The sequence below is a fragment of the Asticcacaulis sp. YBE204 genome (genome assembly GCF_000495855.1).
In the GTDB taxonomy this organism is placed as follows: Bacteria; Pseudomonadota; Alphaproteobacteria; order Caulobacterales; family Caulobacteraceae; genus Asticcacaulis.
Map to the genome: position 1 here is coordinate 176,205 of NZ_AWGF01000012.1, position 22,728 is coordinate 198,932.

A 22,728-nucleotide genomic window follows, 5' to 3' on the forward strand; every position below is an offset into this window, starting at 1 on the left:
CCTCAATCGATCTTCAGGCGTTCGATTTTACCGGTAATCAGACCGAAGGCCAGCATGGTAATGATGCAGTGAATACCGACATAGAGCAGCGCGCCGTCGAAGGACCCGGTCACCGCCACGATATAGCCGATGACGATGGGGGTAACGATGCCCGCCGTATTGCCGAACATGTTGAACACCCCGCCCGCCAAACCGATATATTCGCGCGGGGCGACGTCCGATACCACGGCCCAGCCCAGAGACGCCACGCCCTTGCCGAAGAAGGCGACGGCCATCAGCACGATCACCAGCCATTCCTGTTCGACATAGGCGCAGGCAATGATCGACAGGGCCAGAGTCATGCCGACAAAGATCGGGATCTTGCGCGAGCGGCTGACATTGCCCGACTTTTTCAGCAGATAGTCCGACAGGAAGCCGCCGACCAGCCCGCCGATAAACCCGCAGAGCGCCGGGGCGGCGGCGGCAAAACCCGCCTGCATGATGTTCAGCCCGCGTTCCTTGACCAGATAGATCGGGAACCAGGTCACGAAGAAATAGGTCAGGACGTTGATGCAATATTGCGCGATATAGATGCCGATCAGCATGCGATTGGTGAGCAGGAATTTCAGGCGTTTGAGGCTGAAACCGCCGCCGCTGCCCTTGGGTTTGGCTTCCATGCTGACCGCGCCGCCGTCCTTCATGACCGCCAGTTCTGCGGCATTGACCATCGGGTGCTTTTCGGGGCTCTGGATGAATTTCGCGAAGACGAAGGCGGCGACGACGCCCAGCGCGCCCATGACGTAGAACACCGTCCGCCAGCCGAAATCATGGACCAGCCACGACATCAGGGGCGCAAAGGCGACCAGCGCGAAATACTGCGCCGAATTGAAGATGGCCGAGGCCGTGCCGCGCTCCGCCGCCGGGAACCACGCCGCGACGATGCGCGCATTGCCCGGGAAGGACGGCGCTTCGGCCAGACCGACCAGAAACCGCAGGACGAACAGCGAGCCGACAATCGACAGGCCGCCGACAAAGCCGACGAACCCCTGCATGGCGGTAAAGATCGACCACAGGGCGATGGCACCGACATAGACGCGTTTGACGCCGAAGCGGTCGAGCAGGGCGCCGCCGGGGATCTGCGCCGCCACATAGGCCCAGCCGAAGGCCGAGAGAATAAAGCCCATCTGCACCGGGCTCAGCCCCAGCGCTTCCGACGCCGCCGACCCCGCGATGGAGAAGGTCGAACGGTCGGCGTAATTGATGGTCGTGATAATGAAAAGGAACGCGATCAGCCAGTAACGGGCGTGAGTCGGCTTGGACGTTGGCTCGGTTGGGGCGGCGGCAGCCGCTTCCGTAAGGTTCTGGGACATGGTTCGCTCTCTGTATTCATGCGGCCCGTGTATCGGAGGCGGTAACGCCGTTCGACCCGGACCTGTTTATGAGGCACAGTTACGCATAGTTTTTTGAGCTTGGGGAGGGTCAGAATGTCGTCTTCATTGCGTTCCACGCATCGATCAATGCCGCCTTTGGCTTGGACGACGGGAAGGCTTGCCGATAGCGTTGAATGAACGGATAGTGACGCAAGCAAAACGGTGCGCTCATCCCAATACTCAAGAAAATTTCACGCGGAGGTGCGTAATGGCCGGTATCAGCCCGAAGGAAATGGCGCAAACGATTGGAACGGGGCTCCTGTCCTTCCCGGTGACCCATTTCGACGCCAATAATCAGTTCGACGAAGGCCCCTATCGCGAGCACTGCGCCTGGATGCTGGAAAAGCCGCTGGCCGGTCTGTTCGCCGCCGGCGGCACGGGCGAGTTCTTCTCGCTCAGCCTGACCGAGGTGCGCGACGTGGTCGCCGCCGCCGTGAAAGAAGCCAAGGGCAAGGTCCCGGTCGTCGCCGGGTGCGGTTACGGTACGCAGATCGCCGTCGAGCTGGCGCAGTCCGCCGAACAGAGCGGCGCCGACGGCATCCTGCTCCTGCCGCCCTATCTGATCAGCGGCAAGCAAGACGGTTTCGAGGCCCATATCGACGCGGTCTGTAAGGCTACGAAGCTTGGCGTCATCGTCTATAACCGCGACAACGGCATCATCGAGGACGAGGCCCTGGCCCGTCTGTGCGACCGCAATCCGAACCTGGTCGGCTATAAGGACGGCGTCGGGGATATCGAACTGATGACGCGCATCTATACCCGCATGGGCGACCGCCTGACCTATATCGGCGGCCTGCCGACGGCGGAAACCTTTGCCGCACCCTATCTCAAGCTCGGCGTCACCACCTATTCGTCGGCGATCTTCAACTTCCTGCCGGACTGGGCGCTGAGCTTCTATGCCGCCGTGCGCGCCGAAGATCAGGCCGCCGTGCTGGCCGGTCTGCGCGACTTCGTCATGCCGTACATCGCCTTGCGCAACAAGGGCAAGGGCTATGCGGTCTCCATCGTCAAGGCGGGGATGAACGCCATCGGTCGCCCCGCCGGTCCGGTCCGCACGCCGCTCAGCGATTTGTCGGAGGCCGAACTGGCCGAACTGACGGCGCTGATTGCCAAGGTCCAGCCCTCGGCCCTGAAAAAGGCCGCCTGACCATGAGGATACCGCGCCGCCAGTTCATCGGGGGCGCGGTCGCCCTCGGTCTTGTCGCTTCCGGCCCGGACGCCGGGGCGGCAAGTCCATTACCCGTTGCCACGACCGCTTACGGTAAGGTGCGCGGGCGCACCGAACGCGGGGTGCATGTCTTCAAAGGGGTGCGATACGGGGCCGATACGGCCCCGAACCGATTCCGCCCGCCGCGTCTGCCGTCGTCGTGGTCTGGTATTAGGGATGCCTTAGAGTTCGGCCCGGCCTGTCCGCAACGCAGCACCGATATGCCGGTCAGCGAAGACTGTCTGTTCCTCAATGTGTGGACGCGCGGATTGAATGATGGCGGCAAACGGCCCGTTCTGGTCTGGCTGCACGGCGGGGCGCATGCTTCCGGTCACGGGGCGTCGCCGCTCAATGACGGCACCAATCTCGCCCTGCGCGGCGACGTGGTGGTGGTCTCGCTCAATCACCGGCTCAATGTCTTCGGCTACGGCTATTTCTCACGGCTGGGCGCGGCGGCGGGCGATTCTGATTTCGATTATTCCGGCAATGTCGGCCACCTCGATATCATTCAAGCGCTGAAATGGGTGCGCGACAATATCGCTGAATTCGGTGGCGACCCGTCGAACGTGACCCTGTTCGGGCAGTCGGGCGGCGGTGGCAAGATCGTCGGCCTGATGGCCATGCGCGCCGCCGATGGGCTGTACCGTCAGTGCCTGACCATGAGCGGTCAGCACGTCACGGCCTCGGCCCCGTTGAACGCCACGATCCGCGCCGAAGCCTATCTGAAGACGCTCGGCCTGACGCCCGCGCAGGTCGGCGACCTCAAAACCCTGCCGGTCGATAAGCTCGTCGCGGCGCTAGGGACGCAGGACCCGCTGGTGGCGCGCGACAAGATCCTGTTCGCCGCGACGCTCGATTACAAGACCCTGTTCCGTCATCCCTTCTATCCCGACGCGCCGAATGAGACGGCACAGGTGCCGCTGATCATCGGTAACACGCACGATGAGACGGCGGCTTTCATGCGCGACCTGATGATCGCCAACGACACAACGTGGGAGACCTTGCCGCAACGGCTGGCGAAGGAAATGCTGGTCGATATGTCGCCGGAATACGTCATCGCCCAGTACCGGCAATGGTATCCGCAGATGACGCCGACCGACGTCCTGCGCGCGGCAGCGACCGCTGGCCGAAGCTGGCGGCCGCACCTCATTCAGGCCGAGGCGAGGGGAGCGAAACAGACGCCGACATGGATGTATCAGCTCGATTTCGGCTCGCCGGTCCACGGCGGGCGGCTGGGGGCCTATCACGGCTACGATATCGGCCTGATCTTCGACAATGTCCGCGTGCATGAGGCCAATTGCGGCACGACACCCGAGGAAATGGCCGCCGCGCAAACCGTCGCCGATCAGATGAGCACCATGCTAATTCACTTCGCACGCACCGGTGAACCGCAAACACCGCAATTGCCGACATGGCCGCGTTACGAACTGACGCGCCGGTCGACCATGATCTTCGATCGGACGCCCCGCATCGAGGACGATCCGCGCGCTCAGGAACGCAAGCTGTTCGCCACCGTACCCTATACCAAGCCCGGAACGTAACGGTTGTAGAATCGAAAAGTGGGTCGCTGATTTCCCAAACCGTCTTATAAACGGAAAATAACGGCCATGCGCATTTTGCCATTGAGCGCATCGGCGCTTTAGCTTAGGTTCCGCCGCAATCGCGGGCGTCGCTCAACGCCACCCGCCATATTGGCACCCATAGCTCAGCTGGATAGAGCGTTGCCCTCCGAAGGCAAAGGTCAGAGGTTCGAATCCTCTTGGGTGCGCCATATGCTTTTTCAGCCTCAGACTTCGCCCAGATAGGTCGTCAACAGCGGCCGCAGGGTGTCTGCCGAGAACGGTTTAGTGATATAGGCATCCATCCCGGCGGCAAAGCCTTTTTCGCGGTCGCCGAGCAGAGTATGGGCCGTCATGCCGATGATCGGTACCGGCGCGATGCCGCCTTCGGCCTGGGCAGCGCGGATATGGCGTGTGGCCTCAAGCCCATCCATGACGGGCATTTCGATATTCATAAGGACCAGCGCATAGGTCTGCGTCTTCAGGCGTTCGATGGCCTCGGCCCCGTTGGACACCACATCGACCGCCAGACCGAAACTGTGCAGCAGCATCCGCGCGATCTCGGCGCTGCGTTCATCATCGTCGGCCAGCAACAGATGGATATGGATGGCCCTCGACATACCGTAAAAGTCTCGTAAAACGGCTCAATATTGAATCCTTATCCTGTCCATAGCTTCCTGAGGGCCTGTCTGTATGCGCACTCGTGCACACAGGCTCGCCGAATTGTGGAAATATTTGTCGGGAGACCCCAATGAGCCTTTCCGTGGCGCCGATGACGGCGGGCAGCAACCTTCTGATGGCCCTGCAACCGGGCGACCGAAAACTGTTGCAGGGCTACTTCGAACTGATCGAGGTGACGACCGGCGATGTCCTGTTTGAAGCAGGCGACATCGTGCGTTATGCTTGGTTTCCGCTGGGCGCGACGCTGGCCTCGTTCATGGTGTTGCTCGACGACGCGCGCGGGGTGGAAACAGCGCTGATCGGGCGTGAAGGCGCCGTCGGCGGCATCGTCAGTCAGGGCTATCTGCCAGCCTTTTCGCGCGCACAGGTGCAATTTTCGGGTCAGATGCTGCGTATCGATACGGCGGACCTAGAACGCGCCAAGTCGGCCTCTATGACCCTGCGTCACTTCTTCGCCCGATATTCGGATTGCCTTCTGGCGCAGGTGTTTCAGGCGGTGGCCTGCAACGCGACCCATACGATCGAGCAGCGCACGGCGCGCTGGCTCTGTTCGGCGATCGAGCGCACAGGGGATATGGTCATTCCGCTGACACAGGATCAGCTGGCCGGGATGCTGGGGGTGGGGCGCAGCTATGTCGGCCGCGTCATGGGCGCCATGAAGCGCGCGGGTGTGCTGGAAACCGTGCGCAGCCGTATCATCGTCCATTCCCATAGCGACGTGCAACGGCTATCGTGCGGTTGTAACGCGCTGGTGCAGGCCCATTTCGATGAGGTGCTCAAGGGCGTCTATCCGGACTCCAGCGAGCACGTGGCGGAATGAAACTGCACGGTTATTTCAGATCTTCGGCGACGTGGCGGGTGCGCATCGCGCTGGCGCTCAAGGGGCTGGACTATGAGAACGTCTTCCATCATCTGCGCAAGGGCGAGCAGTCGGCACCGGAATATCTGCGACTCAATCCACAAGGTCTGATTCCGGCGCTGGAAACCGACGACGGTGACGTGCTGACGCAGTCGCTGGCGATCTGCGAATATCTCGACGAGGTCTATCCGGCGGTACCGTTATTGCCCGCCGATCCGGTGTTGCGGGCGAAGGTGAGGGCGTTCAGCTATGCGATCGCCTGTGAAATCCATCCGTTACAGAACCTGAAAATCCTCAAGCGTCTCAAAGGGCTGGGTTTTGATCAGGCCCAGACCGATCAGTGGGCGCAGACGGTCATCGAAGACGGCTTTGAGGCCTGTGAAAAGCTCATCGAAAGACAGGACGGCCCCTATGCCTTCGGGGGATCGGTGACGCTTGCCGACATTCTGCTGGTGCCGCAGATGAATAATGCGCGGCGATTCGGGGTCACCCTGCGCTGGCCGCGGTTGCAGGCCATCGAGGCTGCCTGTCTGGCGCTTCCGGCGTTTCAGAGGTCACGGCCTGAAGCCCAACCAGATTTCGAGGTTTAGGCTAACTCCCTCCTCCCTACGAAGTGGGGAGCGGGGTGGCCCGTGCCGTGCCGAAAGGCAAAGCGTTGAGGCGGAGGGGCATAACGCCAAGCCGTTCAACGCGCTGAGAATTTCGGAGTCATACCCCTCCGTCAGCCCTTCGGGCTGCCACCTCCCCACTGCGTAGGGAGGAAGGAGCGCGCTCAACAAAGCCATTCGAGCTAGGCCGGGTTCCTGTACAACCGGCCCTTTTCGGCCAGGGCAATCAAGGTCAGCGCCCCAACCCCCAACCCCAGCGCCGACAGGGGCAGCAGCCATACGCCACCGGTCCAGAACTGTCCGATCCACGCGCCGATGAAGCCACCGCCGACCATCGACAGCACGCCCTGAAGCGAGGCGGCGGTACCCGCGACGTGGCCGACCTTTTCCATGGCGATGGCGGTGAAGTTCGAGGTGCTCATGGCCATGCACATCATGGTCAGGGCCTGTAAAATCGTAAAACTGATCAGGGTTTCGCGCCCGCTCAGCGCCCACAGGACGTGGATCGTGGCCATGACGATAACCCCGGTCAGGGCGCGGTGCGACATGACCCTGGTGCCCAGCTTTTCGACCAGCTTGATATTGGTAAAAGCGCCCACCGCCATCGCTCCGGCGCACAGCGCGAAGACAAGGCCCAGCATGACAGGTTGATGGAAGACTTCCTCGAAAATCTGCGGCATCAGCGACAGATAGGACAGGATCATCGCCGTCATCAGCATGACCGCCAGCGAATAGCCGAGCGAGGTACGCTCCGACGCAATGAACCCGGCGACGCGGATGAACTTGGCGGGCGAGGGGGCGTAGCGGACCTCCGGATCGAGCGTTTCCGGCAGGCGCAGCCATACCCACAGGGCGACCACAGCCCCGGCGCCGGTCAGCATGAAGAAGATACCGCGCCACGGCAGACCGAGCAGGATCAACTGCCCCAGACTGGGGGCCAGAATCGGCACGGCGAGGAAGACGACGTGGGCGGTCGACAGCATCTTGGCCATCTGCGCACCGGAATAGAGGTCGCGGATCGCCGAGCGTGGAATGACGCTGGCCGCGGCTGCCGCGACGCCCTGAAAGAAGCGCAGGATGAGCATGTGCTCGAGGTCGGTGACCAGCGACACGATGAACGACAGGACGACATAGACCAGCAGGCCGCCGAGCAGAACCTTGCGCCGCCCCAGCCAGTCCGACAGGGTGCCGCAAATGAATTGTCCGATCCCCGCGCCCATGAAGAAGACCGAGATGATCAGTTGCAACCGGTTGGGGTTGTCGATGCCGAACGCCTTGCCCATCACCGGCAGAGCGGGCAGCATGGTATCGACGCTCAGCGCCGTCGCGGCCATACAGGCGGCGATCAGGGCGACGAATTCCGGAAACGGCGGGATGGTCTTGGGGGGCAGGTCGAGACGCATGATGGCGTCCCTATACCCCTTCATGGGCACAATAGAAACGGCTCGTTTTTTAAAAAACGCTCGTCGATATTTAGTTCGCTTTCAGATAGGCGATGATGTCGGCGCGCTTTTTCGGGTCTTTGGTCGGGGCCATGCTCATCGCTGTTCCGGGGACCGTCGTGTCGGGGCTGGCCAGAAATTTGTCGAGCTGGGCCTCGGACCACGCCGGGGCCTTTTTCATTGCCGGGGAATATTTGAACTTAGGGTCGGTTCCGGCTTTCTTGCCGACGATGCCGGACAGACTGGGGCCAATGCCGGTGACGCCGGGCTTGATCGAATGGCACGACATGCAGGCCCCGAAGGCCTTTTTGCCTGCCACGGCATCGCCCGCGACCTGAGCCTGGGCGACAGACGTCATAAGGCCTAAGGCGGCGGCCAGAAGGAGTGTGGATTTCATCGGTGTGCCTGTCGTTTTGATTATCTTACAAATCTACAGGAACAAGCGCATTCCGAAAAGTGGGAACCGGTTTTCGGAATCGAATGCGCGATAAAAAAACGAAGGGTAAATCGGTTTTTATCCCGCCTTGGTAATCGGGGCGGTAAGGCGCGCGGCGAATTCGGCCTTCGACAAGGGTTTGGAGAACATGTAGCCCTGCATGGCGTGGACGCCCGCCGATTTGAGGTGTCGGTGCTGGCTGGGGGTTTCGATGCCTTCGGCGACGACCTGCATCCCGAAAGCACGACCGATGCCGGACACGGCCTGAATGATAGCCAAGGCTTCGAGCGCCGGACGGGCCTCGCCATCGAGCGCCACGACGAATTCGCGGTCGATCTTGATCTTGTCGAACGGATAGCGGTGCAACGCTGTCAGGGACGAATAGCCAACGCCGAAATCGTCGAGGGCCAGCTTGAAACCGAGCGTACGCAGGCGCTCGAACAGGCGCTTCATCTTTTCGGGTTCGCCCAGAATGGCGGTTTCGGTGACTTCCAGCACGAAGCGACGCGCCGGGAAGCCCATTTCCTCGAACAGGGCTGTCAGACCGCTGGTGAAATCGGGCTGATCCAGTTCGATCGGCGAGACATTGATGGCCAGAGGCAGTTCGCCGAACAGATGCGCGTCTTTCAGTACCGCGCGGCGGATATAGGCGCCCAACTGCACGATCAGGCCGGAACGCTCGGCCAGCGGCACGAACAGGGCGGGGCTGATCACCGGGGTATCGGCGGCAGGCCAGCGGATGAGGCACTCCGCCGACAGGATGGTTTCGCCGAGACGGTCGAAGATCGGCTGATAGACCATTTCCAGCGTCCCGGCATTCATGGCGGCTTCGAGGCGACGCAGGATATCGCATTCCTCAGCCGTAAAGCCGTCGCGGGAAGCGGATACCGGTTCGACGGCAGGCATGGCCCCGTCCAGCCGTTCGTCCAAGGCCAGAAGCGTGCGGCTGAGGGCGTCGGACAGAATGGCGGCCTCGGCCTGAGTCGCGTCTCGTCCGTCGCTGCGGATGGCGTTTTCGATAGCGGCGGCGGCGGTCGCCACGGCCTTGGCCCCCAGATTGAGGCTCATCGACTTCATGGCGTGGGCGCTGGAGGCGACGCGGTCATTGTCCTTGTCGCGCAGGGCGTCGTGTAGGCTGGCCAGCGCTTCGGGCACGTGGCGGCGATAGAGTCCGACGACGCGGTCGACGAATTCGCCGCGGCCCTGACGGCGACCGTCGAGGAAGGTGGCGAAGACGGCTTCGTCGAACAGGCCGCTAAGGTCCGGCGCGACAACGGGGGCTTTATAGACGTCCGGCGCAACATCCGGCGCGGTCTGCGCCAGATCGCCGGGCAGGAACGTGTTCAGAATGTCGCCCAAGGCCTGTAACGTAAAGGGTTTGTGCAGGATGGCGTCCATTCCGGCCTCGCGCCATGCGGTGGCCGCCGCACCGACAACATGGGCCGTCAAAGCGATGATCGGGATACGGGTCTCAGTCTCATCTGCGCGCCAACGCTTCGTCGCCTCGAACCCGTCGAGTACCGGCATGGAACCGTCCATCAGCACCAGATCGAAGCGTTCCGTCGCCATGATATCAAGCGCTGCCTGACCGTCATTGGCCGTCACGCAGCGGATACCGAAGCGCGACAGGGATTCGGCGGCAACCTCGCGATTGACCTCGGCGTCGTCCACCACCAGCACGCGGGCGTCGGGATAGACGTGTTCGGCGCGCCAGACCGTCGTTTCCGGGGCGCTCAAGGCCAGAGGCGTGCCGTCGCGCAGGCACTGGATCAACTGATCGACGTCGCGGTGACGCGCCGGACGCGGCAGCACGGCGGCGCAACGCCCGCTTTTCAGCCACGCCTCGGCCTCAGCATCCTCGGCTTCGGCCAGCAGGACCAGGGTCTGCGGATCGGCATTGATCTCACGCCGCGCGACGATGTCGGCAATGATTAGCGCCGGTCTGCCGTCGGCTATCGCACCGGCGGCCTTGAAGCGCGTCCGCAAGGCATGGGCCTCGGCGCGACCGTGAACCGCGACATGGACGCACAAACCGTCCAATTCAGGCGGCGCGGCGGTGGCCGCCTCAGCCAGCGCGGGCAGACGGACGTGGAACTGAGTTCCCTTTCCCTGTTCGGAGGTGACGGCAATACCGCCGCCCATCGCCTCGACCAGCCGCTTGGCGATCGACAGACCGAGCCCCGTGCCGCCGAAGCGCCGCGTCGTGGTCTGGTCTTCCTGCGTGAACGCGCCGAAGATGCCGCCCAGTTTGTCCGCCGCGATACCGATGCCCGTATCGGCGACGACCAGCCGCCAGAAGCCGGGATCGCGATCCGGCGACAAACGAATCGTCACGTGGCCGGTTTCGGTAAATTTCAGGGCGTTGGACACCAGATTGCTCAGCACCTGCCCCAGACGCACGGCGTCGGCGGGTGCGATGCGCGGGGCGTCCGGTTGCACCAGCGCCACCAGTTCGAGGCCCTTTTCGCGCGCCTTGGCGTGGAACAGGCCGATCGTGTCATCGATCAGGTCGAGCAGATCGACCTCGGTAATCTCCACGTCCATCTTGCCCGCCTCGATCTTGGAAAAATCGAGGATATCGTTGATGACCGCCAGCAGGCTGCGGCCCGACTTGGCGATCGTCTGGGCGTGACGCCGGGCCTTGGGCGGCAGGTTCTCCCCGGTCAGAAGCTCGGCCATGACCATGACCCCGTTCATCGGGGTGCGGATTTCGTGGCTCATGGTCGCCAGAAATTCCGACTTGGCGGCATTGGCGGCGTGGGCCGCGTCGCGGGCGATCAGATAGTCGCGCGTGCGGTCGGCGACCTCGGACTCGAGGCCCTTCATCTGGGCGTCGATCTTGCGGTCGCGCTGCGAAATGGCGTCGAGCATGGCGTTGAAGCCATCGACCAGCGTGCCCACCTCGTCCTGCGACCGGCGCTCCACGTGGCGACCGAAATTGCCGGTATGGGCAATGTCGCCGACCGTGGCGGTCAGTTCGGCCAGAGGCTGGGTCATGGTGGACTGCATCCGCCGCGCCACCATCAGGGCGACGATCAGCGCCGTGACGGCCAGAGCCGAAATCCCCAGCAAAGACATCAACAGACCCTGCCACAGGCCGTTGGCCTGATGAACGACCTTGACCTTGCCGATGACCGTGCCGTCGCTGACGACCGGGGCCTCGACCTGCACCGAACGCGTGAAAAGCAGGGCTGTCAGGGGCGGATTTTTCGTGTCCGATCCGATGCTTACATCGGTCTTTAAACGTGCCCCGGAACCGGTTTCGGCGATGACGCTGCCGTCGGTCAGTTCAACGCGGGCATAGTCGATCCCCGGTGTGCGCGACACGGCGCGGATGGCGGTAAAGGCGCGTCCGGCGTCGTGGGCCTCGATGCCGTCCACGACGCTTGAGGCCAGAACCTCGGCGGCGGTCGTCATGACCGACCAGCGATTATCGGCGTGGCGCTGGGCCTCGTTGATCACGAACAGCATCGCGACCGGCACGGTGCAGAACAGCACACAGCCAAGCACCAGCCGGTTCAGGCGCTGGCGGATCGAGGTTTGGCGCTGAGGGGCAGGGATCATTACGGGTGGGGACAGGCAAGAGGAAACCCCTCTTAACATACGACACGTTACAGCGATCTTAACCGGCAGCCGCTGCCTGTAAACCTTTCAACTTTAGGGAATGTTAACGCGGTTGTGCGACTATGGCTGACATCAACAGCCTGTGCGCAATCCTGTGAAGAGTTTTTTCCTTAAATGCAACCGCGGCAATGTGGCCCTGACGACGGGACTAATTGCCGTGCCGCTGCTCATGGCGGCGGCGGGCGGGGTGGAATTCGCCGCCGCGCACAAGGAGCACGCCCAGATGCAGGACGCCGCCGACGCCGGGGCTCTGGCCGGGGCGGGCAAGCTGGCGGTCGCGACCTATAACCAGAACACCAATGGCATCCGTGAAGTCGCCGTATCGACGGCGATGGATCAGTTGGGCGGCCTGCCCGCCAGCACCTCGGTGCAGTTCAATGCCGAGGTCGATCTGAGCAAGGGTAGGGTCACCGTCACCGGCATCGCCGACCGCAAACCCCTTATGGGCTTCATGGATATCGGCAAGGCGCAGATGACTGTCGTGGCACAGGCCGAAAACCTGCAAAAGGTGCCGCTGTGCGTGTTGCAGACTCAGGACGGCGGCCTGAGCGTCGCAAATACCGCCATTATTCGGGCGCCGGGCTGTGCCATCCACGCCAATCACGATATCAACGTCACCGCCAGCGCCATGATCGAGGCCGACCGGATTCAGGCCGCGGGCAAGGTCAATGGCGTTACCAAGCCGATGGGCAATTCGGGTGCCATGACCATCTCCGATCCGTTTACGGATATGGACCTCAAGCCGCCATTGCCGTGTTTGCCATTGTCCGTGCGTCTTCAGGTCATAAGTCTCGGCACGCTGTATCTACCCCCCGGCGTCCATTGTGACACGCTCTTGATCAACAAAGCCGGTAAGTTGCATCTGTTGCCGGGTGAGCATTACTTTATGTCGCCCCTGCAACTGGCCGGCACGGGGCAGATCACCGGTGACGACGTGGTGCTGATCTTTGGCAGCGGCAAAAAATTCGACTTCGCCGAAAAAGGCGAGGTGCGTATTTCGGCGCGTAAATCCGGCAAGTTCGCGGGATTTCTTATCATTACTACTCGCGACAACACGCAAAAATTTACGATCAAATCCGACCGGGTCAGTCAGCTTCTGGGGACCATCTATATCCCCAATGCCGAGCTGGAAATCGAAACCGCCGGCAGCGTCGCTCAGGATTCCGCCTGGAGCGTCATCGTCGCGCGGACCCTGACCCTGCGTCAGGACCCGATCCTGGTCATCAATAACCGCTATGCCGGTTCCGGCGTACCGGTGCCGCAAGGCGTCGGACCTTCGCGCATAGCCCCCGTTCTGACGAAATAGTACCGCGTAAAAACGCCCGCAAAGTCATCTACCCATGAGCCATCACTTCGTTTCCTTTGAATCCGCCCGGTTGCTGGTCGTCGACGACGATCCGATCCTGCGCGAATTCGCCGTGTCGCACCTGTCGACGCCTGAGGTTTCCGTCGAAGTGGCCGAAGACGGCGAGGACGCGTGGCGCATCCTGTCGAAACAGACCTTCGACATCGTCCTGCTCGATCTTGATATGCCGCGCATGGACGGGTTTGAGCTTCTGGGCCTGATGCGCGCCGATCCGCGCCTGCGTCACGTGCCGGTCGTGGTGGCGACGGGGCGCGAGGACATGGTCGCCGTCGACAAGGCCTTTGCGTCCGGCGCGACGTCGTTCGTCATCAAGCCCCTGAACTGGCGGCTGATTTCACATCAGCTGTCCTACGTCCTGCGCAATGCCCGCGATGAGGCCTCGGTGCGCGGGGCGCTGAAACAGCTTCAGGACGACAATCTGCTGAAAGGCGAGGTGCTGCGGCTGTCGCACGGCAAGCTGAGCGAGTCGCTGGGCCGCCTGATGCAGTTGTCGGACGACATGGAAGGGCTGGCGGTCGAAGCGGCCTTTGCCGGGGTGGTCAAAAAGATGCGCGATACGACGCAGACGATCCAGACCCTGCACAACGACATGGCGCGGGCCATGACCCTGATCCAGCGGGGCTGATCGCCTGACTTAACCCCGGACATAAGAAAAGCCCCGTTAAGCGGGGCTTTTCGCATTTTGTGTTCGGTAGGTCAGGGGATACTAGATCCAGTAACCGAAAAGCCAATCCCACATGGTGATGCCCTCTACGTGTACGCGCAGCCTGATCGCTGCAAGAGTCTATTTACCATTAACAATTGAGCTTAACAAGCATTAACCGTGTTTTTTCATCCCTCATTAAGGGTTTTTGACTCTTAACGCGGGAATTTTCAAAAGAGTCCCAAAGAAATCAAAGTGTAGAGCAAGCGGGTGGGTTGAGTGCGCGGCAATCGGGCGCAGATCAACAGTATTTAATGGAAACGCTCATGTATTGGTGCGCTGCTTTTGAAGAGCGTGAATCTGCCGTTGCGTAAAGCAAAACAAAACCCTCTCCGCTTGGAGCACGTTCCAAAAAGTGGGCAACGATTTTTGGAATCAAATGCGCGACAAAACAGACAATTAGAGCGCAGTCCCGATCCCATCGGGTCGGGACTGCGCTCTAAGCGAAGAGGGCTTGATCATCAATATGTCCGGACTATCAGCCGTGGCGAACCTGAGCGACGTCGGCGGCCATGCGCGCCAGAAAGGCCTTCGATTCCATCGGCCGGGCGATGTAGTATCCCTGACCGACGTCGCAGCCCATGCGCGACAGGAGCGAGATGACCTCGATCGTTTCGATGCCTTCGGCGACGGCCTTCATGCCGAGCGCGTGGGCCAACTGGATCGTCGAGCGCATCACAGCGCGATCAGCCTTGTCGGTGCAGATGTCCTGCGTGAAGCGGCGATCGATCTTGAGTTCCGTCGCCGGTATCTTGCGCAGATATTCCAGCGTCGACAGGCCGGTGCCGTAGTCGTCGATCGACAGGCCGATGCCCATCGCCCGGAATTCGGCCATCAGGAGGCTGGGGGTTTCGTTCTGGGCGATAGCCAGGGTCTCGGTGATTTCAAGGATCAGGCACGAGGGATCGACCTCATGGCGGGCCAGCGCGCCGCGCACCATGTCGAGGATGTGGCGCGACACCAGCAGGCCGGGTGAGATATTGACCGCGATGCGGAAGTCCGGCTTGGTCGCCAGAACGGTCTTGGCAACCTTTAGCGCGTCGTTGAGCACGAAATCGGTCAGGCGGTCGATGCGGCCGTGCTTTTCGGCCATTTCGACGAACTCGACCGGGCTGACAGGGCCGCGGACCTCGTGCGTCCAGCGCACCAGCGCCTCGGCACCGATCAGTTCCTTGGAATAGAGGTCCATCTTGGGCTGATAGGCGACCCAGATATCGCCCTTGTCGAGCGCCTCGTCCAGTTCGCCGAGCAGCGACAGGTTCCATTCCTTCTGCCCGGTCAGCGACGGGTCGTGCAGACGCCAGCGCGTGCCGTCCTGTTCGGCAGCATGGGCGGCGGCCAGAGCGCTGGTCAGGCGGTGCGACAGCGGCAGGTCGAATTCGCGGTCGAGCCCGAACGAGATATCGACGTCGAAAGCGTTACGCTGGACGCGGATCGGGCTGCGGAAGATAACGTGCAGCGCCATGAACTGCTCGATCAGAAGGTCGTGGTCGTAGAGGTTGGACAGCCAGAAGAAATTGCCGTCGTCGCCGTGGTAAAGCTGCGCGCCGCCGGCGCCGAGTTCCAGACGCGCCACGATCTCCTTGATCAGCAGCTTTTCGGCCTCAGGCGGCAGGGCGCTGACGACTTCGGCGTAGCGGCGGATGCGCGCGGCAACCAGCTGGCGCCCGTCCTGACCGTCGTCGTGGCGGATGGCGTTGGTGGTATAGAGGCCCGAAACGGGGTTGATCGTGCCGCCCTTTTTCTGACGCGCGCCGAAGCGCCGCCACAGATTCAGCACGGCGACCATCCCCAGCAACGAAAGGCCGCCCATCGCTTCGGCGAAGATATTGAACGATTCCAGCACCCCCGGCATGACCAGCAGCACCAGCACGGCGGAGGTTAACGCCACACGCTTGTAAGGCAAGGGTTTGGCGTTCAGCGCATAGGCGGCAACGCACGCCGCCAAAAGCCAGCCGGGCAGCCAGCCGAGGCTCAGCGGTTTGCCCGCCTTGAGCGTTTCGGCACCCATGACGACGACCACGGCTTCGGGCGAGCGATGGCCCTGACCCAGAACCGCCAGTTGTTCGCCGAGGCCCGGCGCGTTGAACCCGACGACGACATCCTTGCCGCGGAGGGATTGCGTGCCTTTGCCGGACAGAACGTCGGCGGCACTGACATAGGGGATGGTTCCGGCGTCGAAGGCGTAGTTGATGGGGAAGCGTTCCCCGGCCTTGCCGGTGACGCCGGACAGGGCGGATTCGATCGATTCGAGGTTCTGACCGCCGATGGTGGAACGGTACGGCACCGCCGACACGCCGCGCCAGAAGCCGACGAAGCGCGCCATCGACACGGTTTTGACGTCCTCGCGTAACGCCTCCGCAGGCATGACGTCGCGGCCCTTGCGGCGGCCCAGACGATAATCGACGGTCGCAGCGGCATAGACCTGACCCGGATGGCGTGCAAAGGCTTCGGACAGCAGATGATTGCCGGTTTCGCCCTGATCCTGAAGCGGCAGGGTAAAGAAGACGCGCTTTGCGCCGTCGGCGAACAAAGTATCGGTGAGGGCGGCCATATGCGCGCTTTTCCACGGCCACGGCCCCAGCGCCGCCAGAGCGGGCTCGTCGAGGCCGACGACGGCGATATCGCCGCTGACCGGGCGCTCCATGACGGCATTGCGCGTGGTGCGCAGGAACAGCTCAAGCGGATTGCCGATCTCGATGACCGTGAACAGGGCGGACAGACCAAGCAGCACCATAAGCGCCCCCGGCTTGCGGAGACGGGCTTTGAGCGTCGAGAAGGCGTGGGCGAACTTCATATACAATACCTCGGCCTGCCCATACTAATTTCAAATTATTAGGAAACTACGAATAGGGGACAGTTTTGAGGATAAATTCTGCATTTATCTTTTGTTTACTGTAATGATCGAGCGCATTATGAAATAATACTGTTATATTTTTTGGATTCCGGCCATTCCGCCGCCATCGCGGGCTTTGTAACGACGTCGCAATAAGCTGTGACATAAATCGCACAAAACCAACCTTCCACGGGTAAAAATGCGTTGTCGCGACGGTTAAAAGTCCGACATGACGTATGAGGTTCAGAACGCCGGATCACAAGCTTCGGCACCTCCAAAAACACCGTTACAGCGGAAAAGACGTCCCTGATGAAAATGACCTTCGCCACCCTCATGCCCGCCCTGCTGATGTCCTCGGCCATCGGTGTGGTGCTTGCCGCGCCGGCTTCGGCCCAAACACCGGCGCCGACCGTGACGCCCGCACCGACCGCTCAGAAAGCGCCGGAGGTCAAGACCGAAGCCCAGAAGAAGGCCGAAGCCGACAAAGCCGCGGCTGATAAGGCGGCTGCTGAAAAAGCCGCCGCCGGCAATACGGGTGAGGGGACCGCTGAGGAGCTGACGACCGTCACTGTCACCGGTACCAAGGCGACCGCCAAGATCGACCGCGACGTCTATGACCCCAAAACCGATCCCGACACGCCGGTCTCGTCGGCCGCCGACATCATGAACAAGGCCCCCGGCGTTCAGGTCGATCCGGAAGGCAATGTCACCCTGCGCGGCAATTCGTCGGTGCAGGTCTATATCAACGGCAAGCCGTCGACCCGGACTCAGGGCGATTTCCGCGCCGCGACGCTGCAATCCATGCCCGCCGATGACATCGAAAATATCGAGGTTATGACCAATCCGGGTGCCCAGTACGGGTCCGAAGGCGGCGCCGGGATCATCAATATCAATCTGAAGCGCGGCCGTAGTCTGCGCCCCGTCCTGACGATGGGTGTCAATGTCGGCAGCGAAGGCCGCTACCGCCTGAACATCAACCGCAGTTTCTCCAAGGGCAAGTTCAACTTCAACGGCGGTGCCGTCGTCAACCATGATGCGCGCGAGACGTCGAGCAAGACGGATCGCGAGCGCTTCCTCAGCTCCGGTACGACCCGCAGCAAGGACACGAGCGAAAACCGCAATACCCGCGACACCTACAGTCTGGCCGGTGGCGTCGAATATCAGGCCAATGAGAATGATACGCTCAGCCTGCAAATGAACGCCGGTCAGAACAGCAACGAAAGCCGCGGCGCGCGCAATTACGAGGAAACCAACACCGCCGGTGTGGTGACCAACCGCTATGTCTCGAACGACCGTAATTCGACCGACAGCGACCAGCGCGGACTGGAACTCGGTTTCAACCACCGTGGCGACAAGGAGGGCGAGACCTTCCGCGCCGACGTGCGTCTGGGCAGTACCGAACAGTCGAGCGATCGCATTCAGGACTATGTCAACATGGATCCGACGAAGAATCGTCAGACCCTGCGCTACAGCGATAACCAGAGCAGCAATATGGTGATGAGCGCCGACTATACGCGCCCGCTCCTGAAAGGTACGTTCCGCACCGGCTTCCAGCTCAATTCCTCGACCAATGACGCCAACAACAGTGAATACAATATCGATGCCAATGGCGTACGCACCTTGGATGCGCGCCGTACCAACACCTTCACTCAGGACCAGGACCAGTACGAGTTCTACGGCACCGTCGATCAGGAACTTAGCCCCAAGTGGAGCGTCATCGGCGGCGTGCGGGTCGAAACGACCCACGTCAGCCTGAACCAGAAGACCACGGCGACGGTACTCGACAAGACCTATACCAATACGCACCCCAGCTTCACGGTTCAGTACCGGCTGGGTGAAAATACGCGTTTTCGCTATATGTATAGCCATCGCATCCAGCGGCCAAGGGTCGACGATCTCAATCCCTTCGTCGTCTATTATAACGAACTGAACGCCCGCGCTGGCAATCCGGACCTCAAACCGTCGGAAACCCACGCCAACGAGTTCCGTTACGACTACGAAAACCGCCCCAAGAATTTCAGCATCCGGGCGGCGGTCTTCTATCGCAAGAGCGAAGACCTGATCATCGAGCGCAGTTCCTATATTGAAAACAACGTGTTGCTGACCCGCCGCGAGAACGGCGGCGAGGGGATGGAGACCGGGCTTGACCTGTCCTATCAGGCCAAGTTCTTCACCAATCTCGACGTCAATCTTCAGGCCGTCCTGAAACACGACGAACGTCCGGCGCGTACCTCGACCTTCGTCAACACGATCAACGAACAGGATTCGATATCGGGTCGCGCAAGCTTCGGCTACCGCCTTACCCCCAAGGATCGGTTGCAGGTGACTATCAATCCGCGCGGCAAGGAGCTGACCGGTGACGGTTACCGTGACGCCTCTTATCAGATTCAGAGCAGCTATGGCCGCACCATCAGCAACAAGCTGACCTTCACGGCCAGCCTCAACTATCAGAGCGTCCAGAAAACCTTCCGTGAAACCGATACCCTGCGGTCGTTCAGCGAAAACACCAACGGCGGTACGACCTTCATGATCGGCATTCGCTATAACCCGTCTGGCGTCGGCGGCGGTCGCGGCATGGGCGGTCGCGGCCCCGGTGGCGGCGGCAACTGGGGCGGTGGTCAAGGCGGCGGCAACGGGGGCGGCGGCAACGGTCCCGGCGGCGGCTTCTAAATCGCTAAAAAGGCGGTGGCATGTTCCACCGCCTTTTTAGCATGGCTTCGATATTTTTCGGGAAACCGGTTGCCACCTTTCAGCATATCGCTCTATGGTTGGGCCGGGGCACACAGTGTCCGGGGTATCTGGGGGGATGTTTCAGTAAACCATGCGCGCGACGGCCACCTCGACCGAAGCCCTGAATACCGCGTCGGCGTCGGCCTCCAGCGTCGCGCCGCCCGTTGTCGTACCCGAAGCCATGCCGGCGCCCGACAGCCTGACCGCCGCCGATGTTACCGCCGCCGACGCCCTGATCAAACAGGTCAATGCCAATGGCCTGATCCAGACCCATTTCGCGGCCTCGCCACCGCGTCAGAACGTCGATTACGGCTGGCTGCGCAAGATCTTCGAGTTCTTCGGCAAGATCGGCGAATTCATCGCCGATGTGCTGAAACCGATCGCGCCGATCCTGCCCTACATCATGTATCTGGCGTTGTTCGCTCTGATCGTCTTCCTGCTGTCACCGGTCGTTCGCGCCATGATCACCGCCCGCGTCGAGCGCCTGTTTCAGCGCGACAACCTCAAGGCCGATGCACCGTGGCGACCCACCGCCGAGGCCGCCGCCGCCCTGCTGGAAGAGATCGACGCCCTGGCGGCTCAGGGCGAATACGACGAAGCGGTGCATCTGCTGCTGAAGCGTTCCGTCGCCGATCTGAACGCCTACCGCCCCGATCTGGTGCGCAAACACTATTCGGCGCGCGATATCGGCAAGCATCCGCTGCTGCCGGAAGACGCGCGCCCAACCTATGCCGAGATCACGCGCTGGGCCGAAAAGAGCTACTTCGCCGGGATCAAGGTCGGTCGTGAAGGCTTCGAGGCGTGTCGCAAAGCCTATGTCGACTTCGTTTCGATCAAGGGGATCGTCTGATGCGCCTTCCCCCGATCAAGATTCCGCCGCTGACGCATTTCCTGCCGCTGCTGGTGGGGGTGATGTGTTTCGGCCTGTTCGCCATGGCCGGGCTGATGCTGATCACGCCGCATCTGGAACCGTCGCCGCGCGGCCCTGCCGGTAACCCGATCGCCCTGTCGGCGCAGGGGTTCAAGGGCCTGCGCGACGTGCTCAAGGCCGACGGTTACCCCGTGACCCTCAACCGGCAGGAGACCGGGCCTCAGGCGGTCAGCGACCTGGCCATCGTCACGCTCGATTCGGACGCGGCCATCTACAACAGCGACCGCGAATATGTCGAAGGCGAAGAGAAACCGAAGAAAATTCAGTCGATTTCGTCGTCATCTTCATCCAGCACGTCCTCGGTATCGGCGTCTCAGGCATCGTCTTCGTCCTTCGATACGGCCTCGGCCTCGAAGGCGGCGCAGGAAGACTATAAGCGCGAAATGGCCGAGGCCTCGGCGTCGAAAGCGTCTCAGGACGCCAGTTCGACCTCCGCCCAGGCCGCCGACCCGGCAAAGACGGAAAAGGACGAAGACGTCTATGCCACGCCGTCGGCTGAAAAGGGCAAGCGGCTGTTGTACGCACCTGTTGGCCGCGCCGTGCTGGTCGTGGCACCGAAATGGGACGCCAACCCGATGACGCGTCATCCGCGCTGGGCCGCCGACCCGTTCCTCAAGCATTCCGGCGACATCTTCACGCAACTGACCCTGCTGTCGCCGATCCACAGCACCTGCATCCGCGTCGAGGGCGATTGCGCCTATCGCATCACCTATAAGCGCCTCGATTACCGCGTGACACGCGCCCCGGCGGCCAAGCCGCGGTCCTATGCGCTGGTGCCCGCCGCCGGTCAGAGCGTGATTACCAGGGGCTATACGAGCGGACGCATCCGCGGTTTGCAATCGATCACCGGCCCGAACCTGACACCGCTGCTGCTCGGTCCCAACGGCGAAGTGCTGCTATCACGCGTCAATCCGATGCCGGGCGACAAGCCGTTCAAGGCCCCTGTCTATCTGCTGTCCGACCCGGACCTGCTCAACAATCAGATTCTGGCCGATCCGGAACGCGTGGCGGGGGCCTTGTCCCTCATCGATTCGGTTGCACCGAAGACCAAAACCAAACCCTCCGTCGTCTTCGACGTGACCTTCAACAGCCTCGCCTATGAGCAGGACTTCATGCACCACGTGGCGCGGGCGCCCTTCGTCGGCATTCCTCTGGCCCTGATCGTTATGGCGCTGGCCCTGATGTGGTCGGCCTTTTCACGCTTTGGTCCGGCCCACGATCCGGCGACCGATACGCCGCACGGGCGCGGGGTCGTGGTGCTGGCCGACAATGCCGCGCGCCTGATCGCCAAGGCCGGACGCCAGCCGAAACTGGCCCCGGCCTACGCCCAGATGATCCGCGATCAGGTGCTGAAAGCCACCGGACTGTTCCAGCACACCAGCGCGCCGGACGACATGGCCGAGCGCCTGAGCGAGAAATACAACACCCTAGAGCGCTTTTCCGCCCTGTCGGCGGAGGCGCAAAAACTCACCAATCCCATGCAACTGCTGACCTGGGCGCGTCGCCTGCATCAGTGGAAAAGCGCTATTGTCAGAACGGAGAAATAGACGTGCAGGTTTCCGATGTCCTCAGTCTGTCGCAACGCCTCAAGGGCGAAATCGGCAAGGTAATCGTCGGTCAGGCCGACACGGTCGAGCTGATGCTGACCGCGCTCTTTTCGGGCGGTCATATCCTGCTCGAAGGTCCGCCGGGGACGGCCAAGACGCTGCTGGCGCGCACCTTCTGCAAGGCGCTGGCTTTGCGCTTCGGGCGCATCCAGTTCACGCCGGACATGCTGCCGGCGGATATTCTGGGCTCGAACCTGTTCAATTTCCAGACCTCGTCGTTTTCGCTGACCAAGGGGCCGATCTTCTGCGACCTGCTGCTGGCCGACGAAATCAACCGCACCCCGCCGAAAACGCAGGCCGCCTTGCTGGAAGCCATGCAGGAGCGAAAGGTGACGCTGGACGGCACCAGCTACGCGCTGGGCGACCGTTTCACGGTGATTGCCACGCAGAACCCGATCGAACAGCAGGGCACCTATCCGCTGCCCGAAGCGCAGCTCGACCGCTTCCTGTTCAAGCACGTGCTGGGCTATCCGTCCGCCGCCGAAGAACGCCGCATCATCGACGGGGCCGGGAACAGCTCCGTCGCCCTCGATCCGGATCAGGCGGGCATCGAGGCGGTGCTGGACGCCGCCCTGCTCGACGAGGCGATCAGGACGGTGGCCGGGGTGCGCCTCAACGACGCCAATCTCGACTATATCGTGACCCTGACGCGCGCCACACGGGAGAACCCGTCGCTGTCGGTCGGGGCCTCGCCGCGGTCGGGGGCGCTGCTGGCCCGCGCGGCGCGGGC

16 protein-coding genes and 1 tRNA gene are annotated in these 22,728 nt (G+C 62.0%); 11 read left to right on the forward strand and 6 right to left on the reverse strand.

Features of this window, described 5'->3' with window-relative positions; translation table 11 throughout:
• Positions 1-2: 2 nt before the first annotated feature.
• Positions 3-1,349 (reverse strand): MFS transporter, encoded by a 1,347-nt coding sequence (locus AEYBE204_RS34625; RefSeq protein WP_023463213.1) that lies wholly within the window; start codon positions 1,347-1,349, stop codon positions 3-5.
• A gap of 268 nt (positions 1,350-1,617) precedes the next feature.
• Between AEYBE204_RS34625 and kdgD the strand changes: the two genes are divergently transcribed.
• The 3 genes from kdgD (at position 1,618) to AEYBE204_RS34640 (ending at position 4,387) form a co-directional block, all read left to right on the forward strand.
• Entirely contained in the window at positions 1,618-2,556 is a 939-nt protein-coding gene (gene kdgD / locus AEYBE204_RS34630; RefSeq protein WP_023463214.1) for a 5-dehydro-4-deoxyglucarate dehydratase, read from the forward strand.
• A 2-nt stretch (positions 2,557-2,558) separates the two neighbouring features.
• On the forward strand, positions 2,559-4,157 hold the full coding sequence (locus tag AEYBE204_RS34635) for a carboxylesterase/lipase family protein (RefSeq protein WP_023463215.1): 1,599 nt from the start codon (positions 2,559-2,561) through the stop codon (positions 4,155-4,157).
• Positions 4,158-4,310: 153 nt separating this feature from the next.
• Positions 4,311-4,387: transfer RNA gene (locus AEYBE204_RS34640), tRNA-Arg, on the forward strand.
• 15 nt (positions 4,388-4,402) lie between these two features.
• Here AEYBE204_RS34640 and AEYBE204_RS34645 read toward each other — a convergent pair.
• On the reverse strand, positions 4,403-4,795 hold the full coding sequence (locus tag AEYBE204_RS34645) for a response regulator (RefSeq protein WP_023463216.1): 393 nt from the start codon (positions 4,793-4,795) through the stop codon (positions 4,403-4,405).
• Between the two features lie 131 nt (positions 4,796-4,926).
• Between AEYBE204_RS34645 and AEYBE204_RS34650 the strand changes: the two genes are divergently transcribed.
• Positions 4,927-5,676 carry a Crp/Fnr family transcriptional regulator gene (locus AEYBE204_RS34650; RefSeq protein WP_023463217.1) on the forward strand — a complete coding sequence of 250 codons (750 nt, stop codon included), beginning with the start codon at positions 4,927-4,929 and terminating at the stop codon, positions 5,674-5,676.
• Complete coding sequence (gene maiA, locus AEYBE204_RS34655; protein WP_023463218.1) at positions 5,673-6,305, forward strand: maleylacetoacetate isomerase; 633 nt, start codon at positions 5,673-5,675, stop codon at positions 6,303-6,305. Before AEYBE204_RS34650 ends, maiA begins: the two co-directional genes overlap by 4 nt.
• Positions 6,306-6,505: 200 nt before the next feature.
• On the opposite strand, the gene AEYBE204_RS34660 is transcribed toward maiA, so the two are convergent.
• From AEYBE204_RS34660 to AEYBE204_RS41040, 3 genes are all read right to left on the reverse strand, one after another.
• Entirely contained in the window at positions 6,506-7,726 is a 1,221-nt protein-coding gene (locus tag AEYBE204_RS34660) for a multidrug effflux MFS transporter (protein WP_023463219.1), read from the reverse strand.
• Between the two features lie 70 nt (positions 7,727-7,796).
• Positions 7,797-8,162 (reverse strand): cytochrome c family protein, encoded by a 366-nt coding sequence (locus AEYBE204_RS34665; RefSeq protein WP_023463220.1) that lies wholly within the window; start codon positions 8,160-8,162, stop codon positions 7,797-7,799.
• Between the two features lie 117 nt (positions 8,163-8,279).
• A complete protein-coding gene (locus tag AEYBE204_RS41040) occupies positions 8,280-11,765 on the reverse strand; it encodes an EAL domain-containing protein (RefSeq protein ID WP_023463221.1) in 3,486 nt (1,161 codons plus the stop codon).
• 154 nt (positions 11,766-11,919) lie between these two features.
• On the opposite strand from AEYBE204_RS41040, the gene AEYBE204_RS34675 reads away from it, so the two are divergent.
• Entirely contained in the window at positions 11,920-13,131 is a 1,212-nt protein-coding gene (locus tag AEYBE204_RS34675; RefSeq protein ID WP_031231150.1) for a pilus assembly protein TadG-related protein, read from the forward strand.
• Between the two features lie 34 nt (positions 13,132-13,165).
• Positions 13,166-13,816 (forward strand): PleD family two-component system response regulator, encoded by a 651-nt coding sequence (locus AEYBE204_RS40105; RefSeq protein ID WP_023463223.1) that lies wholly within the window; start codon positions 13,166-13,168, stop codon positions 13,814-13,816.
• 556 nt (positions 13,817-14,372) lie between these two features.
• Here the strand turns inward: AEYBE204_RS40105 and AEYBE204_RS39645 are convergent.
• On the reverse strand, positions 14,373-16,691 hold the full coding sequence (locus AEYBE204_RS39645) for an EAL domain-containing protein (protein ID WP_023463224.1): 2,319 nt from the start codon (positions 16,689-16,691) through the stop codon (positions 14,373-14,375).
• A 348-nt stretch (positions 16,692-17,039) separates the two neighbouring features.
• Here AEYBE204_RS39645 and AEYBE204_RS34680 point away from each other — a divergent pair, with 348 nt between their 5' ends.
• From AEYBE204_RS34680 to AEYBE204_RS34695, 4 genes are all read left to right on the forward strand, one after another.
• Positions 17,040-19,400: a TonB-dependent receptor gene (locus AEYBE204_RS34680; RefSeq protein WP_023463225.1), complete on the forward strand. Its 2,361-nt coding sequence runs from the start codon at positions 17,040-17,042 to the stop codon at positions 19,398-19,400.
• 151 nt (positions 19,401-19,551) lie between these two features.
• A complete protein-coding gene (locus tag AEYBE204_RS34685; protein ID WP_023463226.1) occupies positions 19,552-20,310 on the forward strand; it encodes a hypothetical protein in 759 nt (252 codons plus the stop codon).
• Entirely contained in the window at positions 20,310-21,938 is a 1,629-nt protein-coding gene (locus AEYBE204_RS34690) for a hypothetical protein (RefSeq protein ID WP_023463227.1), read from the forward strand. Before AEYBE204_RS34685 ends, AEYBE204_RS34690 begins: the two co-directional genes overlap by 1 nt.
• Positions 21,939-21,940: 2 nt before the next feature.
• A partial coding sequence (locus AEYBE204_RS34695) for a MoxR family ATPase (protein WP_023463228.1) occupies positions 21,941-22,728 on the forward strand: 788 nt, incomplete at its 3' end.

Bases quoted from the DNA above. Each gene is read 5' to 3' on its own strand.
- AEYBE204_RS34625 (WP_023463213.1), bottom strand. From the start codon at position 1,349: ATGTCCCAGAACCTTACGGAAGCGGCTGCCGCCGCCCCAACCGAGCCA.
- kdgD (WP_023463214.1), top strand. From the start codon at position 1,618: ATGGCCGGTATCAGCCCGAAGGAAATGGCGCAAACGATTGGAACGGGG.
- AEYBE204_RS34635 (WP_023463215.1), top strand. From the start codon at position 2,559: ATGAGGATACCGCGCCGCCAGTTCATCGGGGGCGCGGTCGCCCTCGGT.
- AEYBE204_RS34645 (WP_023463216.1), bottom strand. From the start codon at position 4,795: ATGTCGAGGGCCATCCATATCCATCTGTTGCTGGCCGACGATGATGAA.
- AEYBE204_RS34650 (WP_023463217.1), top strand. From the start codon at position 4,927: ATGAGCCTTTCCGTGGCGCCGATGACGGCGGGCAGCAACCTTCTGATG.
- maiA (WP_023463218.1), top strand. From the start codon at position 5,673: ATGAAACTGCACGGTTATTTCAGATCTTCGGCGACGTGGCGGGTGCGC.
- AEYBE204_RS34660 (WP_023463219.1), bottom strand. From the start codon at position 7,726: ATGCGTCTCGACCTGCCCCCCAAGACCATCCCGCCGTTTCCGGAATTC.
- AEYBE204_RS34665 (WP_023463220.1), bottom strand. From the start codon at position 8,162: ATGAAATCCACACTCCTTCTGGCCGCCGCCTTAGGCCTTATGACGTCT.
- AEYBE204_RS41040 (WP_023463221.1), bottom strand. From the start codon at position 11,765: ATGATCCCTGCCCCTCAGCGCCAAACCTCGATCCGCCAGCGCCTGAAC.
- AEYBE204_RS40105 (WP_023463223.1), top strand. From the start codon at position 13,166: ATGAGCCATCACTTCGTTTCCTTTGAATCCGCCCGGTTGCTGGTCGTC.
- AEYBE204_RS39645 (WP_023463224.1), bottom strand. From the start codon at position 16,691: ATGAAGTTCGCCCACGCCTTCTCGACGCTCAAAGCCCGTCTCCGCAAG.
- AEYBE204_RS34680 (WP_023463225.1), top strand. From the start codon at position 17,040: ATGAAAATGACCTTCGCCACCCTCATGCCCGCCCTGCTGATGTCCTCG.
- AEYBE204_RS34685 (WP_023463226.1), top strand. From the start codon at position 19,552: ATGCGCGCGACGGCCACCTCGACCGAAGCCCTGAATACCGCGTCGGCG.
- AEYBE204_RS34690 (WP_023463227.1), top strand. From the start codon at position 20,310: ATGCGCCTTCCCCCGATCAAGATTCCGCCGCTGACGCATTTCCTGCCG.